At 71.6% G+C, this 24771-nt stretch carries 21 protein-coding genes and 1 riboswitch; of the genes, 12 read left to right on the top strand and 9 right to left on the bottom strand.

The genetic code is table 11. The features are described 5' to 3' along the window. Positions 1 to 117 precede the first annotated feature (117 nt). Positions 118 to 1833 (bottom strand): PAS domain-containing methyl-accepting chemotaxis protein, encoded by a 1716-nt coding sequence (locus GVN67_RS18825; protein ID WP_159998799.1) that lies wholly within the window; start codon positions 1831 to 1833, stop codon positions 118 to 120. Positions 1834 to 2001: 168 nt separating this feature from the next. On the opposite strand from GVN67_RS18825, the gene GVN67_RS18820 reads away from it, so the two are divergent. The 6 genes from GVN67_RS18820 (at position 2002) to GVN67_RS18795 (ending at position 9431) form a co-directional block, all read left to right on the top strand. Further along, positions 2002 to 4320 carry a xanthine dehydrogenase family protein molybdopterin-binding subunit gene (locus tag GVN67_RS18820; protein ID WP_159998797.1) on the top strand — a complete coding sequence of 773 codons (2319 nt, stop codon included), beginning with the start codon at positions 2002 to 2004 and terminating at the stop codon, positions 4318 to 4320. Then, positions 4320 to 5774, top strand: coding sequence for a carboxylesterase (locus GVN67_RS18815; protein WP_159998795.1), 1455 nt, complete (start codon positions 4320 to 4322; stop codon positions 5772 to 5774). Before GVN67_RS18820 ends, GVN67_RS18815 begins: the two co-directional genes overlap by 1 nt. 16 nt (positions 5775 to 5790) lie before the next feature. Then, positions 5791 to 6693 (top strand): LysR substrate-binding domain-containing protein, encoded by a 903-nt coding sequence (locus GVN67_RS18810; RefSeq protein WP_159998793.1) that lies wholly within the window; start codon positions 5791 to 5793, stop codon positions 6691 to 6693. A 91-nt stretch (positions 6694 to 6784) separates the two neighbouring features. Further along, positions 6785 to 7750: a tripartite tricarboxylate transporter substrate binding protein gene (locus GVN67_RS18805; protein WP_159998791.1), complete on the top strand. Its 966-nt coding sequence runs from the start codon at positions 6785 to 6787 to the stop codon at positions 7748 to 7750. Next, the gene (locus GVN67_RS18800; protein ID WP_159998789.1) at positions 7750 to 8754 is read left to right on the top strand and encodes a zinc-binding dehydrogenase; all 1005 of its coding nucleotides are present in this window, start codon (positions 7750 to 7752) and stop codon (positions 8752 to 8754) included. Before GVN67_RS18805 ends, GVN67_RS18800 begins: the two co-directional genes overlap by 1 nt. Beyond that, positions 8751 to 9431, top strand: a complete 681-nt coding sequence (locus GVN67_RS18795) for an antibiotic biosynthesis monooxygenase (RefSeq protein ID WP_159998787.1) — start codon at positions 8751 to 8753, stop codon at positions 9429 to 9431. Before GVN67_RS18800 ends, GVN67_RS18795 begins: the two co-directional genes overlap by 4 nt. Before the next feature lie 13 nt (positions 9432 to 9444). On the opposite strand, the gene GVN67_RS18790 is transcribed toward GVN67_RS18795, so the two are convergent. Together GVN67_RS18790 and GVN67_RS18785 are read right to left on the bottom strand one after the other, a co-directional pair. Continuing rightward, complete coding sequence (locus tag GVN67_RS18790) at positions 9445 to 10371, bottom strand: PfkB family carbohydrate kinase (RefSeq protein ID WP_159998785.1); 927 nt, start codon at positions 10369 to 10371, stop codon at positions 9445 to 9447. Positions 10372 to 10391: 20 nt separating this feature from the next. Next, complete coding sequence (locus GVN67_RS18785; protein WP_235035366.1) at positions 10392 to 11309, bottom strand: LysR substrate-binding domain-containing protein; 918 nt, start codon at positions 11307 to 11309, stop codon at positions 10392 to 10394. Positions 11310 to 11430: 121 nt separating this feature from the next. On the opposite strand from GVN67_RS18785, the gene GVN67_RS18780 reads away from it, so the two are divergent. Both GVN67_RS18780 and GVN67_RS18775 read left to right on the top strand, forming a co-directional pair. Continuing rightward, positions 11431 to 12366, top strand: a complete 936-nt coding sequence (locus GVN67_RS18780; protein ID WP_159998783.1) for a dihydrodipicolinate synthase family protein — start codon at positions 11431 to 11433, stop codon at positions 12364 to 12366. Between the two features lie 3 nt (positions 12367 to 12369). Beyond that, entirely contained in the window at positions 12370 to 13380 is a 1011-nt protein-coding gene (locus GVN67_RS18775) for a C-terminal binding protein (RefSeq protein ID WP_159998781.1), read from the top strand. A gap of 42 nt (positions 13381 to 13422) precedes the next feature. Here the strand turns inward: GVN67_RS18775 and fumC are convergent, their stop codons facing one another. Then, the gene (fumC, locus tag GVN67_RS18770; RefSeq protein ID WP_159998779.1) at positions 13423 to 14856 is read right to left on the bottom strand and encodes a class II fumarate hydratase; all 1434 of its coding nucleotides are present in this window, start codon (positions 14854 to 14856) and stop codon (positions 13423 to 13425) included. A gap of 560 nt (positions 14857 to 15416) precedes the next feature. Between fumC and GVN67_RS18765 the strand changes: the two genes are divergently transcribed. Together GVN67_RS18765 and metA are read left to right on the top strand one after the other, a co-directional pair. Next, on the top strand, positions 15417 to 17159 hold the full coding sequence (locus GVN67_RS18765) for an ABC transporter ATP-binding protein (RefSeq protein WP_159998801.1): 1743 nt from the start codon (positions 15417 to 15419) through the stop codon (positions 17157 to 17159). A 54-nt stretch (positions 17160 to 17213) separates the two neighbouring features. Continuing rightward, a riboswitch (SAM-I-IV-variant riboswitch) is annotated at positions 17214 to 17327 on the top strand. A 47-nt stretch (positions 17328 to 17374) separates the two neighbouring features. Then, the gene (gene metA / locus GVN67_RS18760; protein WP_159998777.1) at positions 17375 to 18301 is read left to right on the top strand and encodes a homoserine O-succinyltransferase; all 927 of its coding nucleotides are present in this window, start codon (positions 17375 to 17377) and stop codon (positions 18299 to 18301) included. A 52-nt stretch (positions 18302 to 18353) separates the two neighbouring features. On the opposite strand, the gene GVN67_RS18755 is transcribed toward metA, so the two are convergent. The 4 genes from GVN67_RS18755 to GVN67_RS18740 form a co-directional block, all read right to left on the bottom strand. Then, positions 18354 to 19259, bottom strand: a complete 906-nt coding sequence (locus GVN67_RS18755; protein ID WP_159998775.1) for a sigma-70 family RNA polymerase sigma factor — start codon at positions 19257 to 19259, stop codon at positions 18354 to 18356. Then, entirely contained in the window at positions 19246 to 19710 is a 465-nt protein-coding gene (locus GVN67_RS18750; RefSeq protein WP_159998773.1) for a carboxymuconolactone decarboxylase family protein, read from the bottom strand. Before GVN67_RS18750 ends, GVN67_RS18755 begins: the two co-directional genes overlap by 14 nt. A gap of 101 nt (positions 19711 to 19811) precedes the next feature. Next, entirely contained in the window at positions 19812 to 21371 is a 1560-nt protein-coding gene (locus GVN67_RS18745) for a TerC family protein (protein WP_159998771.1), read from the bottom strand. Positions 21372 to 21584: 213 nt separating this feature from the next. After that, on the bottom strand, positions 21585 to 21974 hold the full coding sequence (locus tag GVN67_RS18740) for a RidA family protein (protein ID WP_159998769.1): 390 nt from the start codon (positions 21972 to 21974) through the stop codon (positions 21585 to 21587). A gap of 126 nt (positions 21975 to 22100) precedes the next feature. On the opposite strand from GVN67_RS18740, the gene GVN67_RS18735 reads away from it, so the two are divergent. Next, positions 22101 to 22709, top strand: a complete 609-nt coding sequence (locus GVN67_RS18735) for a TetR/AcrR family transcriptional regulator (RefSeq protein ID WP_159998767.1) — start codon at positions 22101 to 22103, stop codon at positions 22707 to 22709. Here the strand turns inward: GVN67_RS18735 and GVN67_RS18730 are convergent. Continuing rightward, entirely contained in the window at positions 22691 to 23404 is a 714-nt protein-coding gene (locus GVN67_RS18730; protein ID WP_159998765.1) for a pyridoxamine 5'-phosphate oxidase family protein, read from the bottom strand. The genes GVN67_RS18735 and GVN67_RS18730 overlap by 19 nt on opposite strands. 105 nt (positions 23405 to 23509) lie before the next feature. On the opposite strand from GVN67_RS18730, the gene GVN67_RS18725 reads away from it, so the two are divergent. Beyond that, on the top strand, positions 23510 to 24771 hold a 1262-nt coding region (locus GVN67_RS18725), incomplete at its 3' end, for a PLP-dependent aminotransferase family protein (protein WP_235035365.1).

The raw sequence follows: 24771 nt of genomic DNA, 5'->3' as shown, positions 1-24771 counted from the left end.
CAGTTGTGTATAAGAGACAGCGCCCAGCCCGCCCGGCGGGCCGTCTAGCCTTCCGCCAACAGCCATCCCGATCCCGACCCGGCCGCCTGCGCGCAAGCGCCAGGCGGCCGCGCCGCGTCAGGCGGCCACTTCCAGGTCGGCGCTCAGGCTGCGGGTGATGCCGGCGACATCGACCGAGGCCGCCTGCATGTTGGAGGAGATCTCCTGGGTGGCATTGCCCTGCTCCTCCACCGCGCCGACCGCGGCGCCGACGAAGCTCAGCAGGGAATCGACCGAGCTGGCGATGGCCGAGAGGGCGGTGCCGACCTCGGCCGAGACCGACTGCATCGCCTCGATATTCTCGGCCACCTGCTGGGTGGCGGCGGTGGTCTGGTTGGCCAGCTGCTTCACCTCATGGGCGACCACGGCAAAGCCCCTGCCGGCATCGCCGGCGCGGGCGGATTCGATGGTGGCGTTCAGCGACAGCAGGCTGATCTGCGAGGCGATGGTGCGGATCAGCTGCACCACCCGGTCCATCGCCGCGGCCGCCCCCTGCAGCCGGCGCGTGGCCGCATCGGCGTCCGACGCCTTGCGGGTGATGTCCTGCACCACCGCCTGCGACCGGCGCATGGTCTCCGAGATCTGCGCGGCGGAGGCGCTCATCTGCTCCACCGCCGCGGCCACCGACTGGACATTGTGCAGGGTCTGGCCGGCGAAGGTGATGGCCTCGGCGCGCGACTGCATGCGGGCGGTGATGTCGGAGGCGTATTTCACCACTTTGCAGGGCTTGCCGTTGAGATCGAGGATCGGGTTGTAGGTGGCGCTGATCCAGACCACGCGGCCGCCCTTGCCGATCCGCTTGTAGACCGCCGAGTGGAAGTCGCCGCGCCGCAGCTTGCTCCAGAATTCCTCGTATTCCTGCGTGCCCGTCATGGTGGGCTCGACGAACAGGCTGTGGTGGCGGCCGATGACCTCGGCCTCGGCATAGCCCATGGCGCGCAGGAAGTTGCGGTTGGCCTGCAGCACGCGGCCGGCCATGTCGAAATGGATCACCGCCTGCGACTTGTTGATGGCGTCGATCTGGCCTTCGAAATCGGCGTTGCGCAGCTTGCTCTCGGTGATGTCGGTGGCGAACTTGATCACCTCGAACGGCGTGCCGTCCAGCCCCAGCACCGGGGTGTAGGTGGCCAGGATCCAGACCTCGCGCCCGTTCTTGGCCAGGCGTTTGTATTCGGCGCGCTGGAACTCGCCGCGCCGCAGCCCGGCCCAGAAGGTCTCGTAGTCGCCGCTGCTGGCATGCTCGGGCGTCACGCACATGCGGTGGTTCTGCCCGACCACCTCGTTCAGCGAATAACCCATCATTTGTAGGAAAATGTCGTTGGCGCGGGTGATCGTGCCGTCCATCCGGAAATGGATCACCGCCTGGGACCGGTGGATCGAGGCCACCTGGGCGCCATCGGCGATCGAGCGGCGCTTCGCCTCGGTGACGTCGGTGGCGAATTTCACCACGCCGACCGGCTTGCCGCGGCGGTTCAGCACCGGGGTGTAGCTGGCCTGGATCCAGACCTCGCGGCCGCCCTTGGCCAGGCGGCGGAACTCGGCGCTGCGGTGCTCGCCGCGGCGCAGCGCCTCCCAGAAGTCGCGATAGGCGGCCGATTGCGCTTCGCGCGGGTCGACGAACAGGCTGTGATGCTGGCCCTTGATCTCGGCCAGCGTGTAGCCCATCGCCTGCAGGAAATTGCCGTTGGCGTGGCGGATGCTGCCGTCGAGGGCGAATTCGATGATCGCCTGCGACCGGCTGGCAGCTTCCAGCAAGGCGCGATCGCGGCAGAACAGGGCGGAGAGGTTGAACATGCGGCGATCGGTCCCAAGAAGGAGGAGGGGTTCGAACCCATAGCGACACGAGTTCGTGACCAGCTTGTGGCCGTCAGCCTGACCTTTCCGGCCAGCCGCCTTGCCGCCGTGGCGCTGGCCTGTCTAGGCTCCGACAACGGGATACATTGTCGTGGGGGAGAAGACAGGATGGCGGATGTGACGGACGGTTTCGGGCGTTTCGGCAGCGGCCAGAAGGTGCGGCGGATTGAGGACAAGGCGCTGCTGGAAGGCGTCGGCCGCTTCACCGGCGACCTGGCGCCGGACGGCCAGGCGCATCTCTATTTCCTGCGCTCGCCGCATGCCCATGCGCGCATCGCCGGCATCGACGTGGCGCCGGCGCTGGCCATCCCCGGCGTGCTGGCGGTGATCACCGGCGACGACCTCGCGGCGGCCGGGGTCAAGCCGATGGCGGTCACCCTGCCCTTCAAGCGCCCGGGCGGGGCGCCGCTGGGGGCGCCGGCGCAGCCGCTGCTGGCGCGCGGCACGGTGCGCTTCGTCGGCGACGCGGTGGCGGCCGTCATCGCCGAGACGCCCTCGCTGGCGCGCGACGCGGCCGAGGCGATCGAGGTCGATTACGAGGACCTGCCCGCTGCCATCGGCCTGGCGCGCGCGGCCTCGCCGGAGGCGCCGGCGCTGTGGGAAGGCGGCAATATCGTCGCCGAGACGGCCTATGGCGACGCCGCTGCCACCGAGGCGGGCTTCGCGGCGGCGACGCATGTCGTCTCGCTCGATCTGGTGAACCAGCGCCTGGCCCCGGTCTCGATGGAGCCGCGGGTGGTGCTGGCGTCGCATGACGCAGGCACGGGGCGCATCACCGTCACCATGAGCAGCCAGATGCCCTCCGGCGCGCGGGATTCGATCCGCGACCTGCTGAACCTGCCCGAGGGCAGCGTGCGGGTGCTGGTCGGCGATGTCGGCGGCGGCTTCGGCATGAAGACCGGCGTCTATCCGGAGGATGCGGTGGTCGCCTTCGCCGCGCGCCAGCTCGGCCGCCCGGTGAAATGGGCCGCCACCCGGATGGAAGACTTTCTGGCCGCCCTGCATGGCCGGGACACCGAGAGCCATGCCGAGCTCGCCCTGGACGCGCAGGGAAAAGTGCTGGGCTTCCGGGTGCGGACGCTGGCCGATATGGGCGCCTATCCGCGCAATTCCGGCATCGCCATCCAGCTGCTGATCGGCCCCTGGGTCTCGACCAGCATCTATGACATCGGCGTGGTGGATTTCCGCTTCACCGCGGTGATGACCAACACGGCGCCGACCGGCCCCTATCGCGGCGCCGGCCGGCCGGAGGCGATCTACCTGATCGAGCGGCTGATGGATGTCGCCGCCCGCCGTATCGGCATCGACCCGGCCGAGCTGCGCCGCCGCAACATGATCCGCCCCGAGCAGATGCCCTTCAAGAATGTCATGGGCCAGACCTATGACAGCGGGGCCTTCGAGAAGATGCTCGACCAGGGGCTGAGGCTGGCCGATTGGGAGGGCTTCGAGGCCCGTGCCCGCGCCTCGGCGGCACAGGGGAAAAAACGCGGCCGCGGCATCGCCACCTTCCTGGAATGGACCGGCGGCAATGTCTTCGAGGAGCGGGTGACCATCGCCGTGCAGGGCGACGGCGCCATCGAGATCTACGCCACCACCCAGGCCATGGGCCAGGGCATCGCCACCTCTTATGCCCAGCTCGCCGTCGACGTCTTCGGCGTGCCGCTGGAAAAGATCCGCGTGGTCTTCGGCGACAGCGACCGCGGCAGCGGTTTCGGCAGCGCCGGGTCGCGCTCGCTGTTCACCGCGGGCTCCGCGGTGAAGGTCGCCGCCGACCGCACGGTCGATAAAGCAAAAGAACTGGCCTCCGAGGCGCTGGAGGTTTCGGCCGGCGACCTGGAATACCAGCAGGGCCGCATCCAGCTGGCCGGCACCGACCGCAGCATCGACCTGTTCGAGCTGGCGGCGCGCCAGCCCGAGGGCCGCATCTTCATCGACAGCACCAGCAGCGTCTCCGGCCCCACCTGGCCGAATGGCTGCCATATCTGCGAGGTCGAGGTCGATGCCGAGACCGGCCATGTCGATATTCTGTCCTATGTCTCGGTCAACGATGCCGGCCGCGTGGTGAACCCGATGATCGTCGAGGGCCAGATCGCCGGCGGCGCGCTGCAGGGCCTCGGCCAGGCGCTGTGCGAGCAGGTGATCTACGACCCCGAGACCGGCCAGCCGCTCTCGGCCAGCTTCATGGACTACGCCATGCCGCGGGCCGAGCTGGTGGCCGGCTATGTCACCGCGCTCGACCAGTCGGTGCCCTGCCGCACCAACCCGCTGGGCGTGAAGGGCGTCGGCGAGCTCGGCACCATCGGCGCGACGCCCGCCCTGGTGAATGCGGTGGCCGATGCCCTGGCCCGCACCGGCAAGAGCGAGGCGGCCGACACGCTGCAGATGCCGCTGACCCCGCCGCGGGTCTGGGCGCTGATGGGGGGCTGATGCGCCGGCTGCTGGCCCGCTGGCTCCGGCGCGGCTTCCTGGGCGGCGGCCTGCTGGTCGTCGCCCTGGTCGCCTGGCGCGTCTGGGACAGCGAGCGCGGCCCGGCGCTGGAGCCCTGGCACACCCATGTCCCGCGCGCCGAGCTGCTGGGCGGCCCCCTGGCCGCCGCCGATTGGCCAGGCTGGATGGCCGCGGAAGACCAGCTGTTCGACGAGGTGGCGCAAGCGGTGATGCGCCCCGGCGCCCCCGAGGCCAATGGCGGGCTGAACCGCTATGACCCGGCCTCGGCCGCCTGTCCCTGCCGCATGCCGCGCGACTGGAACCGTTCCTATGTTCTGGAGCCGTCAGGCCCGCCGCGTGGCGCCGCCGTCTTCCTGCATGGGCTGACGGATTCCCCCTACAGCCTGCGCCATCTGGCCGAGCGCTACCGGGCGGCCGGGTATCTGGCCATCGCCATCCGCCTGCCCGGCCATGGCACCGTCCCCGCCGCCCTGACCCAGGCCCTGTGGGAGGACTGGCTGGCCGCCGCCCATCTGGCGACAAGCGAGGCGCGGCGGCGCATCGGGCCAGGCCTGCCGCTGCATCTGGTTGGCTTCTCCAATGGCGGGGCGCTGGCGATGATGCAGGCGCTGGACGGGATCGAGGGCAGGACGGCCGAGCGCGCCGACCGGCTGGTGCTGATCTCGCCGATGATCGGCATCACCCAATATGCCCGCTTCGCCGGGCTGGCCGGGCTGCCCGCGGTGCTGCCGGCCTTCGCCAAGTCGGCCTGGCTCGGCCTGGTGCCCGAGTTCAACCCGTTCAAGTACAACTCCTTCCCCGTCCATGCCGCGCGGCAGTCCTACGAGCTGACCCAGGAATTGCAGCGCCGCATCCAGCGCCTTCAGCTTGCAGGAGAATTGGAGAAGCTGCCGCCGGTGCTGACCTTCCAGTCGGTGCTGGATTCCACCACCAGCGCCCGGGCGCTGATCGAGGCGCTCTATGCCCGCCTGCCGGCCAATGGCAGCGAGCTGGTGCTGTTCGACATCAACCGCGCCAGCCTGCTCGGCCCGCTGTTCCGCCGCTCGGCCGAGACCATGCTGGAACGCCTGCTGCCGCCCGGCCCGCGCCGTTTCCGCGCCGCCGTCATCAGCAACGCTGGCCCCGGCGACCCGGCCATGACCGAGGAGGTCACCGAGCCCGGCGCCGCGACGCCCAAGCCCACGACGCCGCTCGGGCTGGACTATCCGGCGGATGTCTATTCGCTGTCGCATGTCGCCCTGCCCTTCCCGCCGAACGACGGGCTCTACGGCGCGACCACCGATCCGGCCGAAGGGTTTCCCCTGAACCTCGGCGCCATCGCGGCGCGGGGCGAGCGGGGCGCGCTGGTGCTCGGGCTGGACGCGCTGCTGCGGCTGTCGTCGAACCCCTTCTACCCCTATCTGGAAGGACGGGTGGCGGCGCTGCTGCGCTGAGCCCATAACCGCGCCCATGCTGACCCTCCGCCAGATCGAGGTGCTGCGCGCGGTGCTGCAGGCGGGCTCGCTGGCCGGCGCCGCGCGGGGCTTGGGCATCGCCCAGCCCACCGTCACCCGCATCGTGCGGCGGATGGAGGATGTGCTGGGCCTGGCGCTGTTCGACCGCAGCGGCGGCCGGCTGCACCCGACCGCCGAGGCGCGGCGCATGCTGGGCGAGATCGACCGCGCCTATGACGCGCTGCGCCATGCGGTGGACGATGCCGCGCGCCGGGCGCGCCTCGGCGCCGCGCGCTTCGAGGTGGGCGTGTCGCCGTCGCTGGGGCGTGCCCTGGTGCCGCAGGCGCTGGCCGGGCTGCTGCGGGCGACGCCGGGGCTGGCGCTGCGGCTCGACGTGCTGTCGGTCAGCCAGGTCGGGCCGTATCTCACCGAAGGCACCGGCGAGGTCGCCGTCACCCTGTTCCCCGTCCAGCAGGCCGGCATCCACAGCCAGCGCATCGGCCAGGGGCGGCTGGTGGCGCTGGTGCCGCGCGGCTCGCCGCTGGCCGATCGGCCGCGCCTGGCGCCGGCGGATTTCGCCGGCCAGCCACTGGCCGTCTTCGACCCACACTCGGTGCATGGCCGGATGATCGAGGGCTTTCTGGGCGACGTGACGCCCGGCGCCCGGCACCTGGTGCGCTTCGCGGAATCCGCCGCCGCCCTGGCCGAGGCCGGCATCGCCGTCGCCCTGATCGACGCCTTCAGCGCCATGGCCATCCGCGGCGGCCAGGTTGCCGTAAGATCAACCACCACCGAGGCGCGCTTCGACGTCTATCTGCACCGCGTGCTGGACCGGCTGCAGGCCCGCTTCCTGCCCGATTTCGAGGCGCTGCTGGCCGAGGGCATCCTTTCCGTCGATCGCGAGCAGCCTCTGCCCTGAAGACATACCTCCTGCCGGCTTTGGCGGTTGCGCGGCGCCGCGGGCCGGCGCAATCAGCCGGAAAAAGCCGCCCCCTGGAGGAAATCCGCCCATGCTCACCCGCCGCGCCACGCTGGCCGCCAGCCTTATCCCCCTCGCCGCCCCGGCCCTGGCCCAGACCGCCTGGCCGGCGCGTCCCCCCAGCATCATCGTGCCCTTCGCCGCCGGCGGCGGCGTCGATGTCGCGACCCGCACCATCGCCGAGGCCGCCGGCGGCCCGCTGGGCCGGCGCCCGGTGATCGAGAACCGCGGTGGCGGCAGCACCATCCCGGCCACCCAGGCCGTCACCCGCGCGGCGCCCGACGGCTACACCTTGCTGGCGGTGCCGACGACGACGGTGATCAACCCGGCCTTCCGCGACGATCTTCCTTACGATTGGCGCAAGGAGCTGACCCCGGTCGCCCTGCTGGCCAAGCTGCCCTTCGTCGTGGTGACCCGCGCGGCTTCCCCGGTGAAGACCATGCCGGAACTGGCTGATCTCGTGAGAAAATCGGGCAATCCGCTGACCTTCGGCTCGGGCGGCAGCGGCACCGTCGCCCATCTGGCCGGCGAGCTCTTCGGCCTGCGCGCCAAGGTGCCCACCCAGCACGTGCCCTATCGCGGCGAGGCGCCGGCGCTGACCGACACCATCGCCGGCAACCTCGAGGTGATGTTCTGCACCCTGGCCTCGGCGGCCGGGCAGATCCAGAGCGGCGCGCTGCGGGCGCTGGCCGTCACCGTCGCCGAGCGCGTGCCCAGCCTGCCCGACGTTCCCACCGTCGCGGAACAGGGTTTCCCGAATTACGACGTCTCGGCCTGGGTCGGGCTGGCCGGGCCGAAGGACCTGCCGGCCGAGCCGGTCGCGAAGCTGAACGCCGCCTTCGCCGCGGCCTTGGAGCAGGCTTCCGTCAAGGAGCGCCTGGCGCTGCTCGGCGCCGTGCCCGCCGCAATGGGCCCCGTCGACTTCGCGGCTTTCATGGAAGCGGAGGGAAAGCTCTGGGCCCAGGTGATCGCCGACGCCAAGGTGCGGATGGATTGATGCGCGCCCTCCGGAAAACCGCCGCCGCCCCCGGGCTGGACTTCGCCGCGCTGGCGCCCCCCGTGGCCGCGCCCGGCGAAGTGCTGGTCGCCGTCGAGGCCGCCGGCATCTGCGGCACCGACCTGCATATCGCCGACTGGACCGCCGGCTATGAGAGCATGACGGCCGCCATGCCGGTGACCATCGGCCATGAATTCGCCGGCGCCATCGCGGCCCTCGGCGACGGGGTTTCCGGCTGGACGCTCGGGCAGCGGGTGACGGTGCGGCCCTCGACGGTCTGCGGCGCCTGCCCTGCCTGCCGCGGCGGCGACCCCGATGGCTGCAGCCAGCGCCGCGGCATCGGCATCGGCCGCGACGGCGCCTTCGCGTCGCAGGTCCGGGTGCCGTCGCTGAACTGCGTCGCCCTGCCCGCGGGGCTGGACGCCGAGCTGGCCGCCATGGCCGAACCGCTCAGCGTCTCGCTGCATGCCGCTGAATTGCCTGGGATCCGGCCGGGGGAACGGGTGCTGGTCCTCGGCCCTGGCCCGATCGGCCTCGGCATCGCCTTCTTCGCGTCGCTGGCGGGGGCGGCGGTCACGCTGGCCGGGGTGAAGGACGCGCCGCGGCTGGACCTGGCGCGCGCCCTCGGCGGCATCGCGACGGTCGACCTGGCCGAGGGCTCGCTGGGGGAAGAAAGCTTCGACGTGGTGATCGAGGCGGCCGGCGTCGCGGCGGCGGTGACCGAGGGCATGGCGCGGCTGCGGCGCGGCGGGCGCTTCGTGGTGGCCGGCATCCATGCCCGCCCGGCGCCGATCGACCTGACCCGGCTGGTGCGGCTGGAGCAGACCCTGTTCGGCGCCTATCGCGCCCCCATCGCCGATTGGCCGCGGGTGCTTTCTCTCCTCTCCCGCCATGCGGAGACCGCCAGAAAAATGATCACCCACCGGCTGCCGCTGGACCGGGCGCTGGAAGGCTTCGACCTGCTGCGGGCGCGGCAGGGCTGCAAGGTGATCCTGCGGCCATGAGCGATTTCCTCGCCCTCTGGAACGGTGTGCGGCCCGAGCAGGCCGCCGAATACGAGGCCTGGCACAGCACCGAGCATATGCCGGAACGCCTGGGCGCCCCCGGCTTCCTCAGCGCGCATCGCTACCGCGCCGAGCAAGGCGCTGATTTTTTTACTCTCTACACGGTCGAGAGCCTGGCCGCGCTGGAGACCCCTGCCTATGCCGAGCTGATGCAGGCGCCCACCCGCTGGTCGGCGCGGATGCGGCCCAGCCTGACCGGCTTCCGCCGCCTGCCGGCGCGCGGGGTGCTGGCGCGCCGCACCAGCCAGGGCGGCGCCATGGCCATGCTGCGCTTCGCCCGGCCGGTCGCCGAGGTGCAGCCGCTGCTGCCCCGGCTGGGCGCCTGGATCGATGCCGGCACCCTGACCGGCGCCGTGCTCGGCGGCAGCGAGGCGCCGGGCGCGCCCTATCCGGTCTTCCCCGACGCGCCGCCGCCGGGGGTGGAGACGCTGCTGCTGCTGGAGGGCACCGAGGCCGCCGCGCTCGACGCCCTGGCCACCGCCCTGGCCGACGAATGGCAGGCGCCGCCGCCCAGCCCCTGGCGGCTGCTGCAGCATCTGCTGCGCACGGCGCTGCCCGACCCCAGCCTGCCCCGCCAGCCGCCGCGCGACGATCTTTTTGCCAGTTGGTCGCGCTGAAGAAGCTGCAGGATCAGGCGTCTAGGCCAGCGTCTTCGAGGAAGGCAGCAAGCTCGGACTGACGCGGCAGCCCGGCCCGCGCCCCCGGCTTGCGGCATTTCAGCGCCGCCGCGGCCGAGGCCAGGCGGATCGCCCGGGCGGCCTCCAGCCCGCCCGCCAGGGCCCAGGCGAAGCCGCCATGGAAGGCGTCGCCCGCCCCGTTGGTGTCGACCACCGCGACCGGGAAGCCGGGCTGGTGGCGGACCGGCCCCTCGCCCTCCTGCCAGAAATAGCCGGCCGCCCCGCGCGTGACCCCGGCATGGCGCGGCCCGGCGGCCCGCACCGCCGCCAGGGCCTCTTTCAGCGGAGCGTCGCGGAACTCGGCGAGGCCGCCCTCGGAGAACATGGCGTAGTCGGTCAGCGCCAGCAGCGGGCGAAGATCCGGAATGTCGGAGACATCGGCGTCCAGGATGGTCGGCACGCCGGCCGCACGGGCGGCGGCGAAAAGCACCATCGCCCCTTCGATCCAGCGCAGGTCGGCCAGCACGGCATCGGCGCGGCTCACCTGGTCGACGGGCAGAGAACCGGGATCGGCGTCCAGCCGGTCGCCATCGTGATGCGCCAGCAGCCGCTCGCCGGCGGCGTCGATGATCACCGCCGAGGTCGCCGAGACGGCGCCGGCGACACAGCGCAGCCCGTCGGTGGCCACCCCCTCGCCCGCCAGGCTGGCGCGGATCTCGGCCCCCGCCGCGTCGTCGCCGACCCGACCCCAGAGCGACACCCGCGCCCCCAGCCGGGACGCGGCGACCGCCGCCGAGGACGCCATCCCACCGCCGTTGGCGAAGGCGGCGACCGCCTTGACCTTGCGCGGGCCGGGCGGGAAGCGCTCGATGACATAGGAGCGGTCGAGCGTCGCATGCCCCAGGCAGATGATCCGGGGCGCGGTCTTGGGCGGCAGCATGCAGCGGGTCCGGGGCAGCGTCAGGCGCCCATCGGAGCCTGGGCCGCGGCCGCCGGCAAGCCCCCCACGGCTTCCTCCAGCGCGCTCGCCAGGCTGCGCGCCAGCTTTTCCCGCAGGCCCCGCGCCAGGACCAGGCCGACGACGCGGTCATAGGCGCCGTCCCCCACCGCGATCCGGCGGATCGGCTGGCCGGCCGGCGGCTTGATGCCCCAGTCGGGCAGCAGCGAGACCCCCAGCCCCTGCGCCACCAGGATGACGATGGCCTCCTGCGCATCCAGCTCGAAGAGCTCGCGCACCGGCAGCTCCAGGTCGCGCAGCGCGCGGTTGACCAGCCTTCCGCTCCAGGCGGCGCGGTCCATGCGGATCAGGGGCGCGGCGGCCAGCAGCTCGGCCGCCGTCGTCCCGGGCATGCCAGCGGGCGCGATCAGCGTCATCGGCTCCCGCCGCACAGGGTGCCAGTCGAGGCTCTTCGGCAGGGAAAAATGCGGCTCGACGATCAGCGCGCAGTCCAGCTCGCCGGCCTCCAGCATGCGGTAGAGCAGCGCCGAGGTGCCGGGCAGCACCTTGATCTCCATGCGCGGATGCCGCTCGGCCATGCGCCGCAGCGCCGGCGGCATCAGGCTGATCAGCGCCGTCGAGATCGAGCCCACCCGCAGCTGCCCGCGCAGCTCGCCCAATTGCACCCGGGCGCGCAGGGCCTCGACGCGGGCCAGGATCTCGGCGGCCGGTTCCAGGATCGCCTGGCCGGCCTCGGTGAGGACCAGGCTGCGGCCGCGGCGGGTCAGCAGCGGCGCGCCCAGCTCGCGCTCCAGCGCCGCCACCTGCTCGGCGACGGTGGCATGGGCCAGGCCCAGGCGGCGCGCGGCGGCGGCCAGCGATCCGGCCTCGGCGACGGCGCAGAGGGTGGCGAGGAAGCGGGTGTTCATGGCGGCGGCCATCACATCACGGAAAATCCGTCAGGTGAAGACGGCGCCCAGGGGGTTTACCCGGGATGCCAGCTTGGCCAGGATCGATCCCGGAAAACGCCCACCAGAAAACGCCGGACCAGGAGAGAAGCCCATGCTCGATCACACCGCCAAGGGGGTCTACCCCATCGCGCCGACCCCCTTCGATGCCGAGGGGCGGATCGACTACGCCTCGGTCGACAAGATGACCGACTTCTACCTGGAATGCGGCAGCACCGGCATGACCGTGCTGGGCGTCATGGGCGAGGCCCCGAAGCTGGACGGCGCCGAGGCGCTGGAGCTCGCCACCCGCTTCATCACCCGCGCCAGCAGCGTCCCCGTCATCGTCGGCGTCTCCGCCCCGGGCTTCGCCGCGATGCGGACCCTGGCGCGCGCTGCCATGGACAAGGGGGCCGCCGGCGTGATGATCGCGCCGCCCAACACGCTGCGCACCGACGACCAGATCGTCACCTATTACCGCCAGGCCAGCGAGGCCATCGGCGAGGAAATTCCCTTCGTCATCCAGGATTTCCCGCAGACTTTCTCCGTCGTCATGACGCCGGGCGTCATCCGCCGCATCGTCCAGGATAATTCTGCCTGCGTGATGCTGAAGCATGAGGACTGGCCCGGCCTGGAGAAGATTTCTACTCTCCGCGGCTTCCAGGCGGATGGCTCGATGAAGCCGATTTCCATCCTCTGCGGCAATGGCGGGCTGTTCCTCGATTTCGAGGTCGAGCGCGGCGCCGATGGCGCCATGACCGGCTATGCCTTCCCGGACATGCTCTGCGACATCGTCCGCCTGCAGGCCGAGGGCAAGCGCGACGAGGCGCATGACCTGTTCGACGGCCATCTTCCCCTGCTCCGCTACGAGCAGCAGCAGGGCCCGACGGGCCTCGCCGTGCGCAAGTATGTCATGGCCCGCCGCGGCATCATCGCCGCCGACGCGCAGCGCAAGCCGGGTGCGGCGCTGTCGGCCAAGGCGAAGGCCGAGGTCGAGTACCTGCTGTCGCGCGTCGCCCGCCACGACCCCCGCGCCGGCAAGCTGGGCTGAGCCATGCCGATCACCGTCCTGGAGCCCGAAGCCCTCTATCCGGATGATTCTTTCGAGCAGCCGATCTTCGGGGGGCGGGTGTCGCTCCACCGCGGCGGCGGCTTGGGCAGCTACGACACGCTGCCGCAGGCGCTCAGCGACGAAGCGGAAGGCCTTTTCGTCTTCCGCAACTGGCTGACCGCCGACGACCTGACGCGCTTCCCGAAGCTGAAGGTCGTGGTGCGGCTCGGCGTCGGCTATGACCGCGTCGACCGCGCCGCCTGCGCGGCGCGCGGCATCAAGGTCTGCAACGTGCCCGACTACGGCACCTCGGAGATCGCCGACCACGCCATCGCCATGACGCTGGCGCTGCGCCGCGGGCTGCTGCTGCACCACGACGTGCAGCGCAGCGACCCGCCGGCGGCCTGGAACTACCTGGACGCGCCGGTGATCCGCCGGCTGAACGTGCAGAACTTCGGCATCGTCGGGCTGGGGCGCATCGGCACCGCCGTCGCGCTGCGCGCCAAGGCCCTCGGCTTCAAGGTTTTCTTCTATGACCCAAAGCTGCCGAACGGCGTCGACCGGGCGCTGGGCATCAACCGGTGCCGCAGTTTGCAGGAACTGCTGCCGCAGTCGGACGTGCTGTCGCTGCACTGCCTGCTGACGAAGGAGACGAAGGGCCTGATCGGCGCTGGCGAGCTCGCCCAGCTGCCCAAGGATGCCGTGCTGATCAACACCGCCCGCGGTCCGGTGCTGGACCTCGACGCGGTGGAGGCCAACCTCCGCAGCGGGCATCTGGCCGGCGCCGGCCTCGACGTGCTGCCGGTCGAGCCGGTCCCGCTGCCCGAGCCGCCGCTGCTGCAGGCCTATCGGGCGCGCGAGGAATGGCTGCGCGGCAGGCTGATCGTCACGCCGCACAGCGCCTTCCACGCGCCGGAATCGCTGCTCGACATCCGGGTGAAGGGCGCCGAGACCATGCGCGACGTTCTTCTCGACGGTCTCTCGACCAACGTCATCCCGCCTGAGGCGGACTGACAGAAATCCGGGCGGGCCGCGAAAGGCCCGCCCGGTTTACGTTCAGATCGCCGGCATCGGGCCCACCATCAGCTCCGGCCGGACGGCTTCGTCGAAGGCCGGGCCGTCGATCCAGCCGCTGGCCAGCGCCGCCTCGCGCAGCGTCGAGCCCTCGACATGCGCCTTGTGCGCGATCTTCGCCGCCTTGTCGTAGCCGATCACCGGCGCCAGCGCGGTCACCAGCATCAGCGAGCGGTCCAGCAGCTCGGCGATGCGGGCGCGGTTCAGCTCGGTGCCCTCGACGGTGTAGCGGCGGAAGGTGCCGGCCGCATCGCCCAGGATCCGCGCCGAGCGCAGGAAGTTCATGATGATCACCGGCCGCATCACGTTCAGGTTCAGCTGACCCTGGCTGCCGGCGAAGGCCACCGCGGCATCCTCGCCCAGCACCTGGGTGCAGACCATGACCATGGCCTCGCACTGGGTCGGATTGACCTTGCCCGGCATGATCGAGGAGCCGGGCTCGTTCTCCGGCAGGGTCAGCTCGCCAAGGCCGCAGCGCGGACCCGAGGCCAGCCAGCGGATGTCGTTGGCGATCTTTAGCAGCGCCACGGCGACGCCGCGCAAGCCCGCCATGCCGGCGACCATCGCGTCCAGCCCGCCGAGGGCCGCGAACTTGTTCGGCGCGGTGCGGAAGGGCTGGCCCGCCAGCGTCGCAATCTCTTCAGCGATGGCCTCGGCGAAGCCCGCCGGCGCGTTGAGCCCGGTGCCGACCGCGGTGCCGCCGGCGGCGAGCTCCAGCAGCCCGTCGATGCTGCGCTCCAGATTGGCCAGCGCGTCGCGCATCTGCCGCGCCCAGCCCGACCATTCCTGGCCGACGGTCAGCGGCACGGCGTCCTGCAGATGGGTGCGGCCGATCTTGACCACATCGGCCCAGAGCCGGGCCTTGTCCTCGATGGCGCCGGTCAACGCCGCCAGGCTGGGGATGGCGCGATGCCGCAGCTCGAGGACGGCGGCGACATGCATGGCGGTCGGGAAGGTGTCGTTCGACGACTGCGCCATGTTGACGTCGTCATTCGGGTGCACCAGCCGGCCGGCGCCGATCTTGCCGCCCAGCAGCTGCGAGGCGCGGTTGGCGATGACCTCATTGGCGTTCATGTTGGTCTGGGTGCCGGAGCCGGTCTGCCAGACGAAGAGCGGGAACTCGTCGTCCAGCGCGCCGCTGATCACCTCGTCGGCGGCCGCCGCGATGGCCTCGGCCTTGGCCTGGTCCAGCCGGCCGGCGCGGGCATTCACCAGGGCGGCGGCCTTCTTCACATAGCCGAAGGCCTGCGGGATGCCGGCGGGCATGCGGTCGGCCGCGGTGCCGATCGAGAAATGCAGCAGGCTGCGCTGGGTCTGGGCGCCCCAGTAATGCGCGGCGGGCACCTCGATCTGGCCCATGGAATCGCTCTCGGCGCGGCTTCCGGTGGCATTCGTCCCGATGGGCAGCTTGTGCATGCAATCCTCCGTCCTGGATGGGCGCGGTCGGCGCCCCTGTCCCGTGGCATGTGGTGCGCGCCCGCGGCCCCACCAGGGCGTGGCACGCCTGAATATGCGACGCATTCTCATTAGTCCCGTGGCCACGCTGCGGCAACGGGGCCTGGGCCGTCGCGCGCTCGTGTCCGCAGCGTCACCGAAGTGACGCTTGCCGCCATGGTCGCGGCTGGATTAGGTTACGGCCGCGCAATCCAGCGCAGCAGGGAGGGCTCCATGGACAGCATGCTTCATCGCGAGCCACCCCCGCCGCCGACGGTGTCGACCGCCGGCCCTGCCCGACCCGGGGATACCCCCCGGAGCGCGGGCCGCCCGCTGGTTCGCTAGGTCCCCGGCGGCGTCCGCCGCCCCAAGGCCTCCCTCGCCTTCCTTCCGCATCGCTGCGCCGCGGGGTTGACGTTCACCGGAACGTCGCTGCCCGGCTTGTGGCCCCCTCGAAGAGGCCGCCCGGATCTGCCGGGCGGGACGCATCCGTGACCCCCGACAAGAAGCAGGCGGAACCCTTCCGCCTGGTGATCCCCTTCATGCTGCGCCAATGGGCGCGGCATCCCTGGCTGCTCGCCGCCATCCTGGGCGGCATGGGGCTGGCGACGCTGACCGACGTGCTGGTGCCGATCTATGCCGGGCGGCTGGTCGAGGCCATCGCCACGGCCGGCGCCAACCGGGAAGCCGCGCTGGACCAGGCGCTGGCGGCGCTCGGCCTGCTGGCGCTGCTCGGCCTGGCGCTGCTGGTGGGCCGCGTCGCCGGCATCCTGGCCGTCATCGCGCTGACCCTGCGCAGCATGCAGCATGCCGGCGCCGGCGCCTTCGCGCGCGTCCAGCGCTTCTCGGCCGACTGGCACGCCAATGGCTTCGCCGGCGCCACGGTGCGGCGGATCAGCCGCGGCATGTGGGCGATCGACCTGCTGAACGACACCATCCTGATCGCCCTGCTGCCCTCGGCGCTGGTGCTGCTGGGCGCCACCCTGATGCTGGGCTGGCGCTGGCCGGCCATGGGGCTGCTGGTGGCCGGCGGCGGGCTGTTCTACGTGGCGCTGACCCTGTTCCTGTCGCTGCGCTGGGTGGCGCCGGCCTCGCGGCTGTCGAATGGCTGGGACAGCCGGCTGGGCGGCGCCATGGCGGATGCCATCGGCGCCAACAACGTGGTCAAGGCCTTCGCCGCCGAGGCGCGGGAGGATGACCGGCTGGGCTGGCTGATCGACAAGTGGCGCCGGCGGACGCGGCGCGGCTGGCGGCGCGGCGCGGCCTCCGAGGCGCTGCAGACCGTCACCCTGCTGCTGCTGCGCATCGCCGTCATCGGCATCGTCCTGTGGCTCTGGTGGCAGGGCCAGGCCGGGCCGGGCGATGTCGCGACGGTGCTGACCATGTTCTTCATGGTGCAGGGCTATCTGCGCGATGTCGGCTACCACATCAGCAACCTGCAGCGCGGCGTCAACGAGATGGAGGAGTTTGTTCATCTCTTCCGCACGCCACAGGGAATTGCCGATGCGCCTGACGCGATACCGGCGCGGATCGACGAAGGAAAAATCGAGTTCCGGAAGGTGACCTTCCGCTATGGCGGCCATCCGGACCCGCTCTATCGCGACCTCGACCTGACCATCCGCGCCGGCGAGAGCGTCGGTCTCGTCGGCCCCTCCGGCTCCGGCAAGACGACACTGATAAAACTGATCCAGCGGCTGCATGACGTGACCGGCGGCGCGGTGCTGATCGACGGGCAGGATGTGCGCGGCGTCACCCAGGGCTCGCTGCGGTCGCGCATCGCCATCGTGCAGCAGGAGCCGGTGCTGCTGCACCGCTCGCTCGCCGAGAACATCGCTTACGCGAGGCCGGGCGCGTCGCTGGAAGACATCGGGCGGGCGGCGCGGCTGGCCAATGCCGAGGACTTCATCGACCGGCTGCCGCGCGGCTATGCCACGCTGGTCGGCGAGCGCGGCGTCAAGCTGTCGGGCGGCGAGCGGCAGCGGGTGGCCCTCGCCCGCGCCTTCCTGGCCGATGCCCCGGTGCTGATCCTGGACGAGGCCACCTCGGCGCTGGATTCGGAATCCGAGGCGGCGATCCAGCAGGCCATGGCGCGGCTGCTGGTCGGCCGCACCGCGGTGGTCATCGCCCACCGGCTGGCCACCGTCCGCGCCATGGACCGCATCCTGGTCTTCGACCAGGGCCGGGTGGTGGAGGAAGGCGACCATGCCAGCCTGCTCGACCGCCCGGCCGGGCTGTATCGCCGGCTGTTCGAGCGGCAGGCGCTGGAGCTGACCCAGGGACGCTGAGGGACCCCACCCCGGGCGCGGCATTGCCAAGCCGCGCCCGGCTGCCTAGAAGGGGGACGACATCAAGAGTTGGGCCGACGCCCGACGCCAACCTGCCCTCCCGGGCAAGGTGGCGCTCCCTGGTCTACCAGGGGGGATGTGGCCGAACCGGCAATTATTCGGGTCCTCGCCACAGCGCGTCCGTCCGGCTCACCCACCAGCCGAGGCCCTGCGCCATGCCGATCAAGATCCCCGACGACCTGCCCGCCGCCGCGACGCTCGCCGCCGAAGGGGTGATGCTGATGCGCGAGGCGGATGCGGTGCGCCAGGATATCCGCCCCTTGCGCATCGGCCTGCTGAACCTGATGCCGAACAAGGTGCGCACCGAGGCGCAGATCGCGCGGCTGCTGGGGGCGACGCCGCTGCAGGTCGAGCTGACCCTGGTGCGCATGACCAACCACGTCGCCCGCAACACCCCGAGCGACCATATCTTTTCCTTCTACAGCGACTGGGAAAGCATCCGGCGCGAGCGCTTCGACGGCTTCATCATCACAGGCGCCCCGGTCGAGACCCTGCCTTTCGAGGAGGTCACCTACTGGGACGAGCTGCGCCGCATCCTCGACTGGACGCAGAGCCATGTGCACGGGCTCTTCACCATCTGCTGGGGGGCGCAGGCGGCGGCCCAGCATTTCCACGGCATGCCGAAGCATTCGCTGACCGAGAAGGCCTTCGGCGTCTACCGGCACCGCAACCTGGCGCCGGCCTCGCCCTATCTGCGCGGCTTTTCCGACGACTTCTCCATCCCGGTCTCGCGCTGGACCGAGGTGCGCCGCGCCGACATCCCGGCCGACAGCGGCATGACCGTGCTGATGGAATCCGAGGAGACCGGGCTCTGCCTGCTGGACGATCCGCGGCATGGCGCGCTGCACATGTTCAACCACATCGAATATGATTCCAGCTCGCTGGCCGAGGAATACTTCCGCGACCTGGCGGCCGGGAAGAGCATCGCCAAGCCGCGGCATTATTTCCCGAAGGACGACCCCTCGGTGAAGCCGGAGAACCGCTGGCGCAGCCATGCGCATCTGCTCTTCGGCAACTGGATCAACCAGATCTACCAGACCACCCCCTTCGCGACCGCCTCGATCGGCGCCAAGCGCGGCTAGTTTGAGCGGGTGATTCACGCCTTTCGACGAGTCTGTCTCAGGCGATCACATGCTAGCTCGGCAGGCCATCGGGGGGCGCCGTCGCCGCCAGGGCGGCGGCCACCTGGCGCAGCTTCTCCGGGTTGCGGGTGATGTAGATGGCGGTGATGCGGCCGTCCTCGATGGCCAGCGCCGTGGTCTGCAACAGCCCGTCGCGGCCGCGGCTGACATAGCCGGGCAGGCCGTCGATGCGGCAGGCGCGCAGCAGCTCGGCCGGGCGGTCATGCGGCTTGCGCGCCAGGCCAGCAAAGAGGCGCAGCGCCTTCTCCAGCCCCAGGATCGGATTGAGGAAGGCGGTGACCTTGCCGCCGCCATCGGATTGCAGCACCACGCCCTCGGCCAGCAGCCCGCGCAGCGCCTCGAGGTCGCCGGTGGTCGAGGCCTGGAAGAAGGCGGCGGCGATGCGCTCGCCCTCGGCGGGTGCGACGGCATAGCGCGGCCGGGCCTCCTTCACATGCGCCCGCGCCCGCGCCGCCAGCTGCCGCGCCGCCGCCGGGTCGCGGCCCAGGGCGGTGGCGACCTCGGGCAAGGGCACCTCGAAGACGTCATGCAGAAGAAAGGCGGCGCGCTCCAGCGGGGAAAGCCGCTCGAGGGCCAGCATCAACGTTAGAGTAATCTCGTCGGCGCGCATTTCCTCGGGCTCCGGCTCGTAGAGCGGCTCGGGCAGCCAGCTGCCGACATAGCTCTCCCGCCGGGCGCGGGCGGAGCCGAGCTGGTCCAGGCAGAGCCGCGTCACCACCCGGGTCAGGAAGGCCGGCGCGCTGCGCACGCCGTCCTGGTCGGCCCCCTGCCAGCGGATCCAGGCCTCCTGCAGGATGTCCTCCGCCTCGGCCGAGGATCCCAGCATGCGATAGGCCAGGCGCAGCAGCCGGGGCCGCTGCTGCGTGAAGGCGTCGGCGCCGGCCTCAGGCGGCGGCATGCGCCATCTCGAGGGGGTGCTGGTAGCGCATGCTGACCGCCAGCCGGTTCCACAGGTTGATGGCGCCGACCAGCAGGGTCAGCTGCACCTGCTCGGCTTCGCTGAAGGCCTCGGCCACCGGCGCGTAGTCGGCATCCGGCGCGCCGGTCTCGGCGATCCGGGTCAGCGCCTCGGTCCAGGCCAGGGCCGCACGCTCGCGCGGGGTGTAGAGCGGCGATTCCCGCCAGGCGTTCAGCATGTAGAGGCGCAGCTCCGTCTCGCCATGGGCGCGGGCGTCGCTGGCATGCATGTGGATGCAGAAGGCGCAGCCATTGATCTGCGAGGCGCGCAGCTTCACCAGCTCTTTCAGGGCATGCTCGAGGGTGGTGGTCTTGAAGCTGGCCTCGAGCGCCATCAGCGCCTTGATGGCTTCGGGGGCGAGCTTGTAGGGGGCGGCGATGCGCGGGGTCATGGTCGGGGGCTCCGGTCCTGCACCATGCAGGCTTCGGACCCATGACGATATGGCCCCGCCGGCTGTGACACCGCCGCGCGGATTCTTTCAGCGCCGATCGCTCAGGCCGGCGCCTCCGCCGCGACGCGCTGCAGCCGGGTGCGGCCCGGGCGGCGGCCGACCATTTCCTCCACCGTGAAGACCAGGCCGCCATCCTGGAAGCGGTCGCCGGCCACCGGCAGCCGGCCGAGCCGGCCCATGACGAAGCCGGCGAGCGTCGTGTAGCGCCCGGCCTGGCCGGCCAGCTGCAGGCCCAGCTGCCGGTCCAGGCTGTGCAGGTCGATCTGCCCGTCGGCCAGCCAGGCGGTCTCGCCCTCGGCCACCAGCAGCGGCGACAGCGCGCCGCCCTGCTGGAAGCCGCCGGCGATGGCTTCCAGGATATCGGTGGGGGTGACGATGCCCTCCAGCCCGCCGAACTCGTCGACCACGACGGCCAGCTGCACCGGCGCCGCGCGCAGCTTCTCCATCAGCACCAGCACCCCCATGCGGTCGGGCACCAGCAGCGGCGGGCGGATGCTTTTCTCCACGTCGATCTTCTGGTGGTCGAGCAGGTCGCGGAGAAGATCACGGGCGAGCGCCACGCCCACCACCGCCTCGATGCCGCCCCGCGCCAGGATGAAGCGCGAATGGCCACTCGCCAGGATGCGGCGGCGCTGCTCCCCGGCGGGCAGGTCGATCTCCAGCCAGTCGACCTCGGCGCGCGGCGTCATGATCGAGCGCAGGCTGCGCTGGCCCAGCGCCATGACGCCCTGCACCATGGCGCGCTCGGCCGGGCCGAAGACGGGGGCGGGCTCTCTCGCGGCAGGCTCCGCCGGGCCGGGCTCGGCCAGGGCCGACGATTCTTCCCGGCCGCCGAGCAGGCGCAGCACCGCGGTCGCCGTGCGGTGGCGGCGGTCGCCGGCATTCGCCCGCCGGTCCTGGTTGCGGCGGGCGAGCTGGTTGCAGGCCTCGATCAGCACCGAGAAGCCGATGGCGGCGTAGAGATAACCCTTCGGGATAGGCAGCCCGAGGCCTTCCGCGATCAGGCTGAAGCCGATCATCAGCAGGAAGCCCAGGCAGAGGATCACCACCGTCGGATGCGCCGAGACGAAGCGCATCATCGGCCGCGACGCCGCCAGCATCACCGCCATGGCGATGACGACGGCGATGACCATGATCGACAGGTGCTGGACCATGCCGACCGCGGTGATCACCGAATCCAGCGAGAAGACCGCGTCCAGCACGACGATCTGCGCGACCACCTGCCAGAAGCTGGCCCAGACGCGCGGGCGGTCGGCGGCCGGCTCGGCGCCTTCCAGCCGCTCATGCAGCTCGCTGGTGGCCTTGAACAGCAGGAACAGCCCGCCGCCGACCAGGATCAGGCCGCGGCCGGTGATCTCGAAGCCCGCCAGGCTGAACAGCGGCGCGGTCAGGCCGACGATCCAGGCGATGCCGGCCAGCAGGGCCAGCCGCATCAGCAGCGCCAGCGACAGGCCGATCATGCGGGCGCGGTGGCGCTGCTCGGGCGGCAGCTTGTCGGCCAGGATGGCGATGAAGATCAGGTTGTCGATGCCGAGCACGAGCTCGAGCACGATCAGCGTCCCCAGGCCCAGCCAGGCGGTGGGGTCGGCGATCCATTCCATTTCTTTTCCAGAAGCTCCGGCAGGGGGCGGCAGCGCGCATGCCGCCGCCCCGCCGGGCGCGACTGGAAGGGTCGGCCGGTTCGGGAGCGGGAAGCCGGGCCGTTGTCACGGCCCGGCGGCGAGGATGGCGCTGCACCCCCCGCCTACGCGGCAGGGGGGGCGCGCATTCCCTCGCCTGCTGCCGGCTTACGAATTCGTGACCCCGGCATTCGCTCAGGCCGCCGGGATCCGCGCGATGACCTTGATCTCGAAATCGAAGCCGGCCAGCCAGTTCACGCCCACCGCGGTCCAGTTCGGATAGGGCTTGCGGGAGAAGATCCCGGTGCGGATCTGGCTCACCGTGTCGAACTGGACCTTCGGGTCGGTGTGGAAGGTGGTGACGTCGACGATATCGTCGAAGCCGGCGCCGGCCGCCTGCAGCACCGCCGCCAGGTTGTCGAAGGCCAGCTGCACCTGCCTGGCGAAGTCGGGCTCGGGCGAGCCATCCTCCCGGCTGCCCACCTGTCCCGACACGAACAGAAGGTCGCCGGAGCGGATGGCGGCGGAATAGCGGTTGATCTCGTAGAGGGCCTGGCGGCCGGCGGGGAAAATGGCGTCGCGCATGGGAGGGGGTTCCTTCTGGGAGGCGCGGCGCCTATTTCAGATACGCCGCGTATGCGACCCATCTGGGGACATACGCGGCGTATGTCAACATCACATACGCGACGTATGTGAACAGGAGCCTGCCCCATGGCCACGGGCCGCCGTGCCGAGAAGATGGAAGAGACCCGCGCCGCGCTGATCCGCGCCGCTCGCCGGGCCTTCGCGGAAAAGGGCTATGCCGCCGCCTCGATGGACGAGCTGACCGCCGAGGCCGGGCTGACCCGCGGCGCGCTCTACCACCAGTTCGGCGACAAGAAGGGGCTGCTGCAGGCGGTGGTCGGGCAGATCGACGCCGAGATGCTGGCCCGCACCGCGCAGCGGCGCGACGGCGCGGCGACCCCCTGGCTCGGCTTCCTGGCCGAGGGCGTCGCCTATATCGAGATGGCCCTCGAGCCGGAGATCCAGCGCATCATGCTGCTGGACGGGCCGGCGGTGCTGGGCGACCCGTCGCGCTGGCCGAACCAGACCGCCTGCCTGCGCACCTCCACCGCGACCGTCGCCGCGCTGGTCGCCGACGGCACCATGGCCCCGGTCGACCCGGAGGCGGCGGCGCGGCTGATCAACGGCGCCGCGCTGAACGCCGCGCTGTGGATCGCCGCCAGCGAGGACCCGCCCGCCACCCTGGCCCGCGCCGTCGAGGCCTTCCAGCGGATGGTCGAGGGCTTCCTGGCGGTGCGTCAGCCGGCGGTGGCATAGGCCAGGGCATAGGCCTCGGTCAGCGCCTCGTCCAGGCTGCGGCCGGCGCTGTAGGGGGCGAGGTCCGGGCCCCGGGTCACGCCCTCCATCAGCCGCGGGCAGGGCTCGGCCGGGCCGAGGATGGTGCGCACCGGCAGCCGCTCGGCATAGATCGGCAGTTCGTAATCCTCGTCATCGTCGACCACGCCCTTGGCGCGAATCTTTGCTGACGCCCGGTCGATCTCCATCGAGATCACCGCGGTCGCCTTGATCTCCTGTGTCGTGGAGGCGCGCAGCCCCGCGGTGCGGTTCGGGAAGAAGCGGTCGACCATCATCACCAGCGCCCGCTCCTTCTCCGCCGGGTCGGTCACCAGCGTCGCCAGGCCAAAAGCCATCACCGAGCGGTAATCGGCCGAATGGTTGAAGCCGCAGCGGGCCAGGACGAGGCTGTCGAGATGGGTCACCGTCAGGCAGGCGGGCTCGCCCTTCGACAGGTTGCGCAGCATCCGGCTGGCGCTGCTGCCATGCCAGTAGAGCCGCGTTCCCTCGCGCCAGAACAGCGTCGGCGTGCAATAGGGCTGGCCGTCGATGACATAGGAGACGTGGCACAGCGCCGCCGTGTCCAGCAGCCCATGCACGGTGTCATGGTCGTAGAAGCCGCGGTCGTGGCGGCGCTTGACGCGGTTCACGGCGTCGACGGGATAGCTCTCGGACATTTTTGGCGGGGACCTTCTCACGGCGCAGCCCGGGGCGGAGGGCCCTTGACGCGGCCATCAGGCGCCGGAAAAGTGGTCGGCGCGAGGACCAATCCGGAGCCTGACTTGCCGACCACTTCGTCAGAGCTGCTCGACCTGCCGCTGAAGCTGGACGGGCCGGGGACCCAGGCGCAGCGCCTGCTGGCCGCCTTGCGCGCCGCCATCCTGGGCGGGCGGCTGGCGGCCGGGCTGCGCCTGCCGTCGAGCCGGGCGCTGGCGATCCAGCTCGGGCTGCGGCGCAACGCCGTGGTCACCGCCTATGAGCTGCTGCTGGAAGAAGGCCTGGCCGAGGGCCGCCGCGGCGCCGGCACCTATGTCGCGGCGCTGCTGCCCCGCGGCCCGGCCGAGGCCACCCTGCCCCCCGTGCTCGCCCTGCCCGGCCAGGCGCCCTTCGCCCTCGGCCGCACCTTCCCCGACGCGGCGCTGCTGGCGCTGTTCTCCCGCTCGCTGCGGGTTCAGTTGAAAAACCCCTCGGCCGAGCATTTCGGCTATGGCGATCCCCGCGGCAGCCTGGCGCTGCGCCAGGCCATCGCCGCGCATCTGGCGGCCAGCCGCGGCGTGGTCTGCGACCCGGCGCGCATCCTGCTGACCAGCGGCACCCAGCAAGGCCTGCGCCTGGTGGCCGAGGCGCTGCTCGCCCCCGGCGACGCCGCCTGGATCGAGGATCCCGGCTACCCCACCGCCCGCCGTATTCTGGCGGCGGCCGGCGCCCGGCTGGTGCCGGTGCCGGTGGACGGCGCCGGCATCGACGTCGCGGCGGGCATCGCGCGCGAGCCGGCGGCGCGGCTGGCCTATGTCACGCCCTCGCACCAATTCCCGACCGGGGCGGCCATGGCCATGCCGCGGCGGCTGGCGCTGCTGGACTGGGCGCAATCGGCCGGCGCCTACGTGCTGGAGGACGATTACGACAGCGAGTTCCGCTATGCCGGCCCGCCGCTGCCGGCGCTGGCGGGCATCGATGGCGGCGGCCGCGTCATCTATTTCGGGACGTTTTCGAAAACGCTGTTCGCTGGGCTGCGCATCGGCTTCGCCGTGCTGCCGACGGCGCTGCTGGAGCGGGTCGCCGCCGCCCGCATGCTGACCGACCGCTTCCCGCCCAGCCTGACCGCCGGCGCCCTGGCCGAGGTGATCGCCACCGGCGGCTATGCCGCCCATCTGCGGCGGATGCGCCCGCGCTACCGCGCCGCCCGCGATCTGCTGGCCGCCACGCTGACCGAGGCCTCGGCGGGATGGCTGCGCCCCGCGGTGCCCGGCCAGGGGCTGCATCTGCTGGCGCCGCTGCCCGAGGGCCTGCCGCCGGGCAGCGCTGGCGCCATCCGGGCGGCGGC

The sequence above is a fragment of the Roseomonas sp. 18066 genome (assembly GCF_902706185.1).
Taxonomy (GTDB): domain Bacteria; phylum Pseudomonadota; class Alphaproteobacteria; order Acetobacterales; family Acetobacteraceae; genus Pseudoroseomonas.
The sequence above is the reverse complement of the archived record's forward strand: the minus strand, read 5'-3'. Positions and strand labels throughout refer to the sequence as shown.

Bases quoted from the DNA above. Each gene is read 5' to 3' on its own strand.
- GVN67_RS18730 (WP_159998765.1), bottom strand. From the start codon at position 23,404: ATGTCCGAGAGCTATCCCGTCGACGCCGTGAACCGCGTCAAGCGCCGC.
- GVN67_RS18795 (WP_159998787.1), top strand. From the start codon at position 8,751: ATGAGCGATTTCCTCGCCCTCTGGAACGGTGTGCGGCCCGAGCAGGCC.
- GVN67_RS18775 (WP_159998781.1), top strand. From the start codon at position 12,370: ATGCCGATCACCGTCCTGGAGCCCGAAGCCCTCTATCCGGATGATTCT.
- GVN67_RS18825 (WP_159998799.1), bottom strand. From the start codon at position 1,833: ATGTTCAACCTCTCCGCCCTGTTCTGCCGCGATCGCGCCTTGCTGGAA.
- fumC (WP_159998779.1), bottom strand. From the start codon at position 14,856: ATGCACAAGCTGCCCATCGGGACGAATGCCACCGGAAGCCGCGCCGAG.
- GVN67_RS18805 (WP_159998791.1), top strand. From the start codon at position 6,785: ATGCTCACCCGCCGCGCCACGCTGGCCGCCAGCCTTATCCCCCTCGCC.
- GVN67_RS18820 (WP_159998797.1), top strand. From the start codon at position 2,002: ATGGCGGATGTGACGGACGGTTTCGGGCGTTTCGGCAGCGGCCAGAAG.
- GVN67_RS18815 (WP_159998795.1), top strand. From the start codon at position 4,320: ATGCGCCGGCTGCTGGCCCGCTGGCTCCGGCGCGGCTTCCTGGGCGGC.
- GVN67_RS18810 (WP_159998793.1), top strand. From the start codon at position 5,791: ATGCTGACCCTCCGCCAGATCGAGGTGCTGCGCGCGGTGCTGCAGGCG.
- GVN67_RS18790 (WP_159998785.1), bottom strand. From the start codon at position 10,371: ATGCTGCCGCCCAAGACCGCGCCCCGGATCATCTGCCTGGGGCATGCG.
- GVN67_RS18750 (WP_159998773.1), bottom strand. From the start codon at position 19,710: ATGACCCCGCGCATCGCCGCCCCCTACAAGCTCGCCCCCGAAGCCATC.
- GVN67_RS18755 (WP_159998775.1), bottom strand. From the start codon at position 19,259: ATGCCGCCGCCTGAGGCCGGCGCCGACGCCTTCACGCAGCAGCGGCCC.
- GVN67_RS18745 (WP_159998771.1), bottom strand. From the start codon at position 21,371: ATGGAATGGATCGCCGACCCCACCGCCTGGCTGGGCCTGGGGACGCTG.
- GVN67_RS18735 (WP_159998767.1), top strand. From the start codon at position 22,101: ATGGCCACGGGCCGCCGTGCCGAGAAGATGGAAGAGACCCGCGCCGCG.
- GVN67_RS18785 (WP_235035366.1), bottom strand. From the start codon at position 11,309: ATGGCCGCCGCCATGAACACCCGCTTCCTCGCCACCCTCTGCGCCGTC.
- GVN67_RS18765 (WP_159998801.1), top strand. From the start codon at position 15,417: ATGCTGCGCCAATGGGCGCGGCATCCCTGGCTGCTCGCCGCCATCCTG.
- metA (WP_159998777.1), top strand. From the start codon at position 17,375: ATGCCGATCAAGATCCCCGACGACCTGCCCGCCGCCGCGACGCTCGCC.
- GVN67_RS18780 (WP_159998783.1), top strand. From the start codon at position 11,431: ATGCTCGATCACACCGCCAAGGGGGTCTACCCCATCGCGCCGACCCCC.
- GVN67_RS18740 (WP_159998769.1), bottom strand. From the start codon at position 21,974: ATGCGCGACGCCATTTTCCCCGCCGGCCGCCAGGCCCTCTACGAGATC.
- GVN67_RS18800 (WP_159998789.1), top strand. From the start codon at position 7,750: ATGCGCGCCCTCCGGAAAACCGCCGCCGCCCCCGGGCTGGACTTCGCC.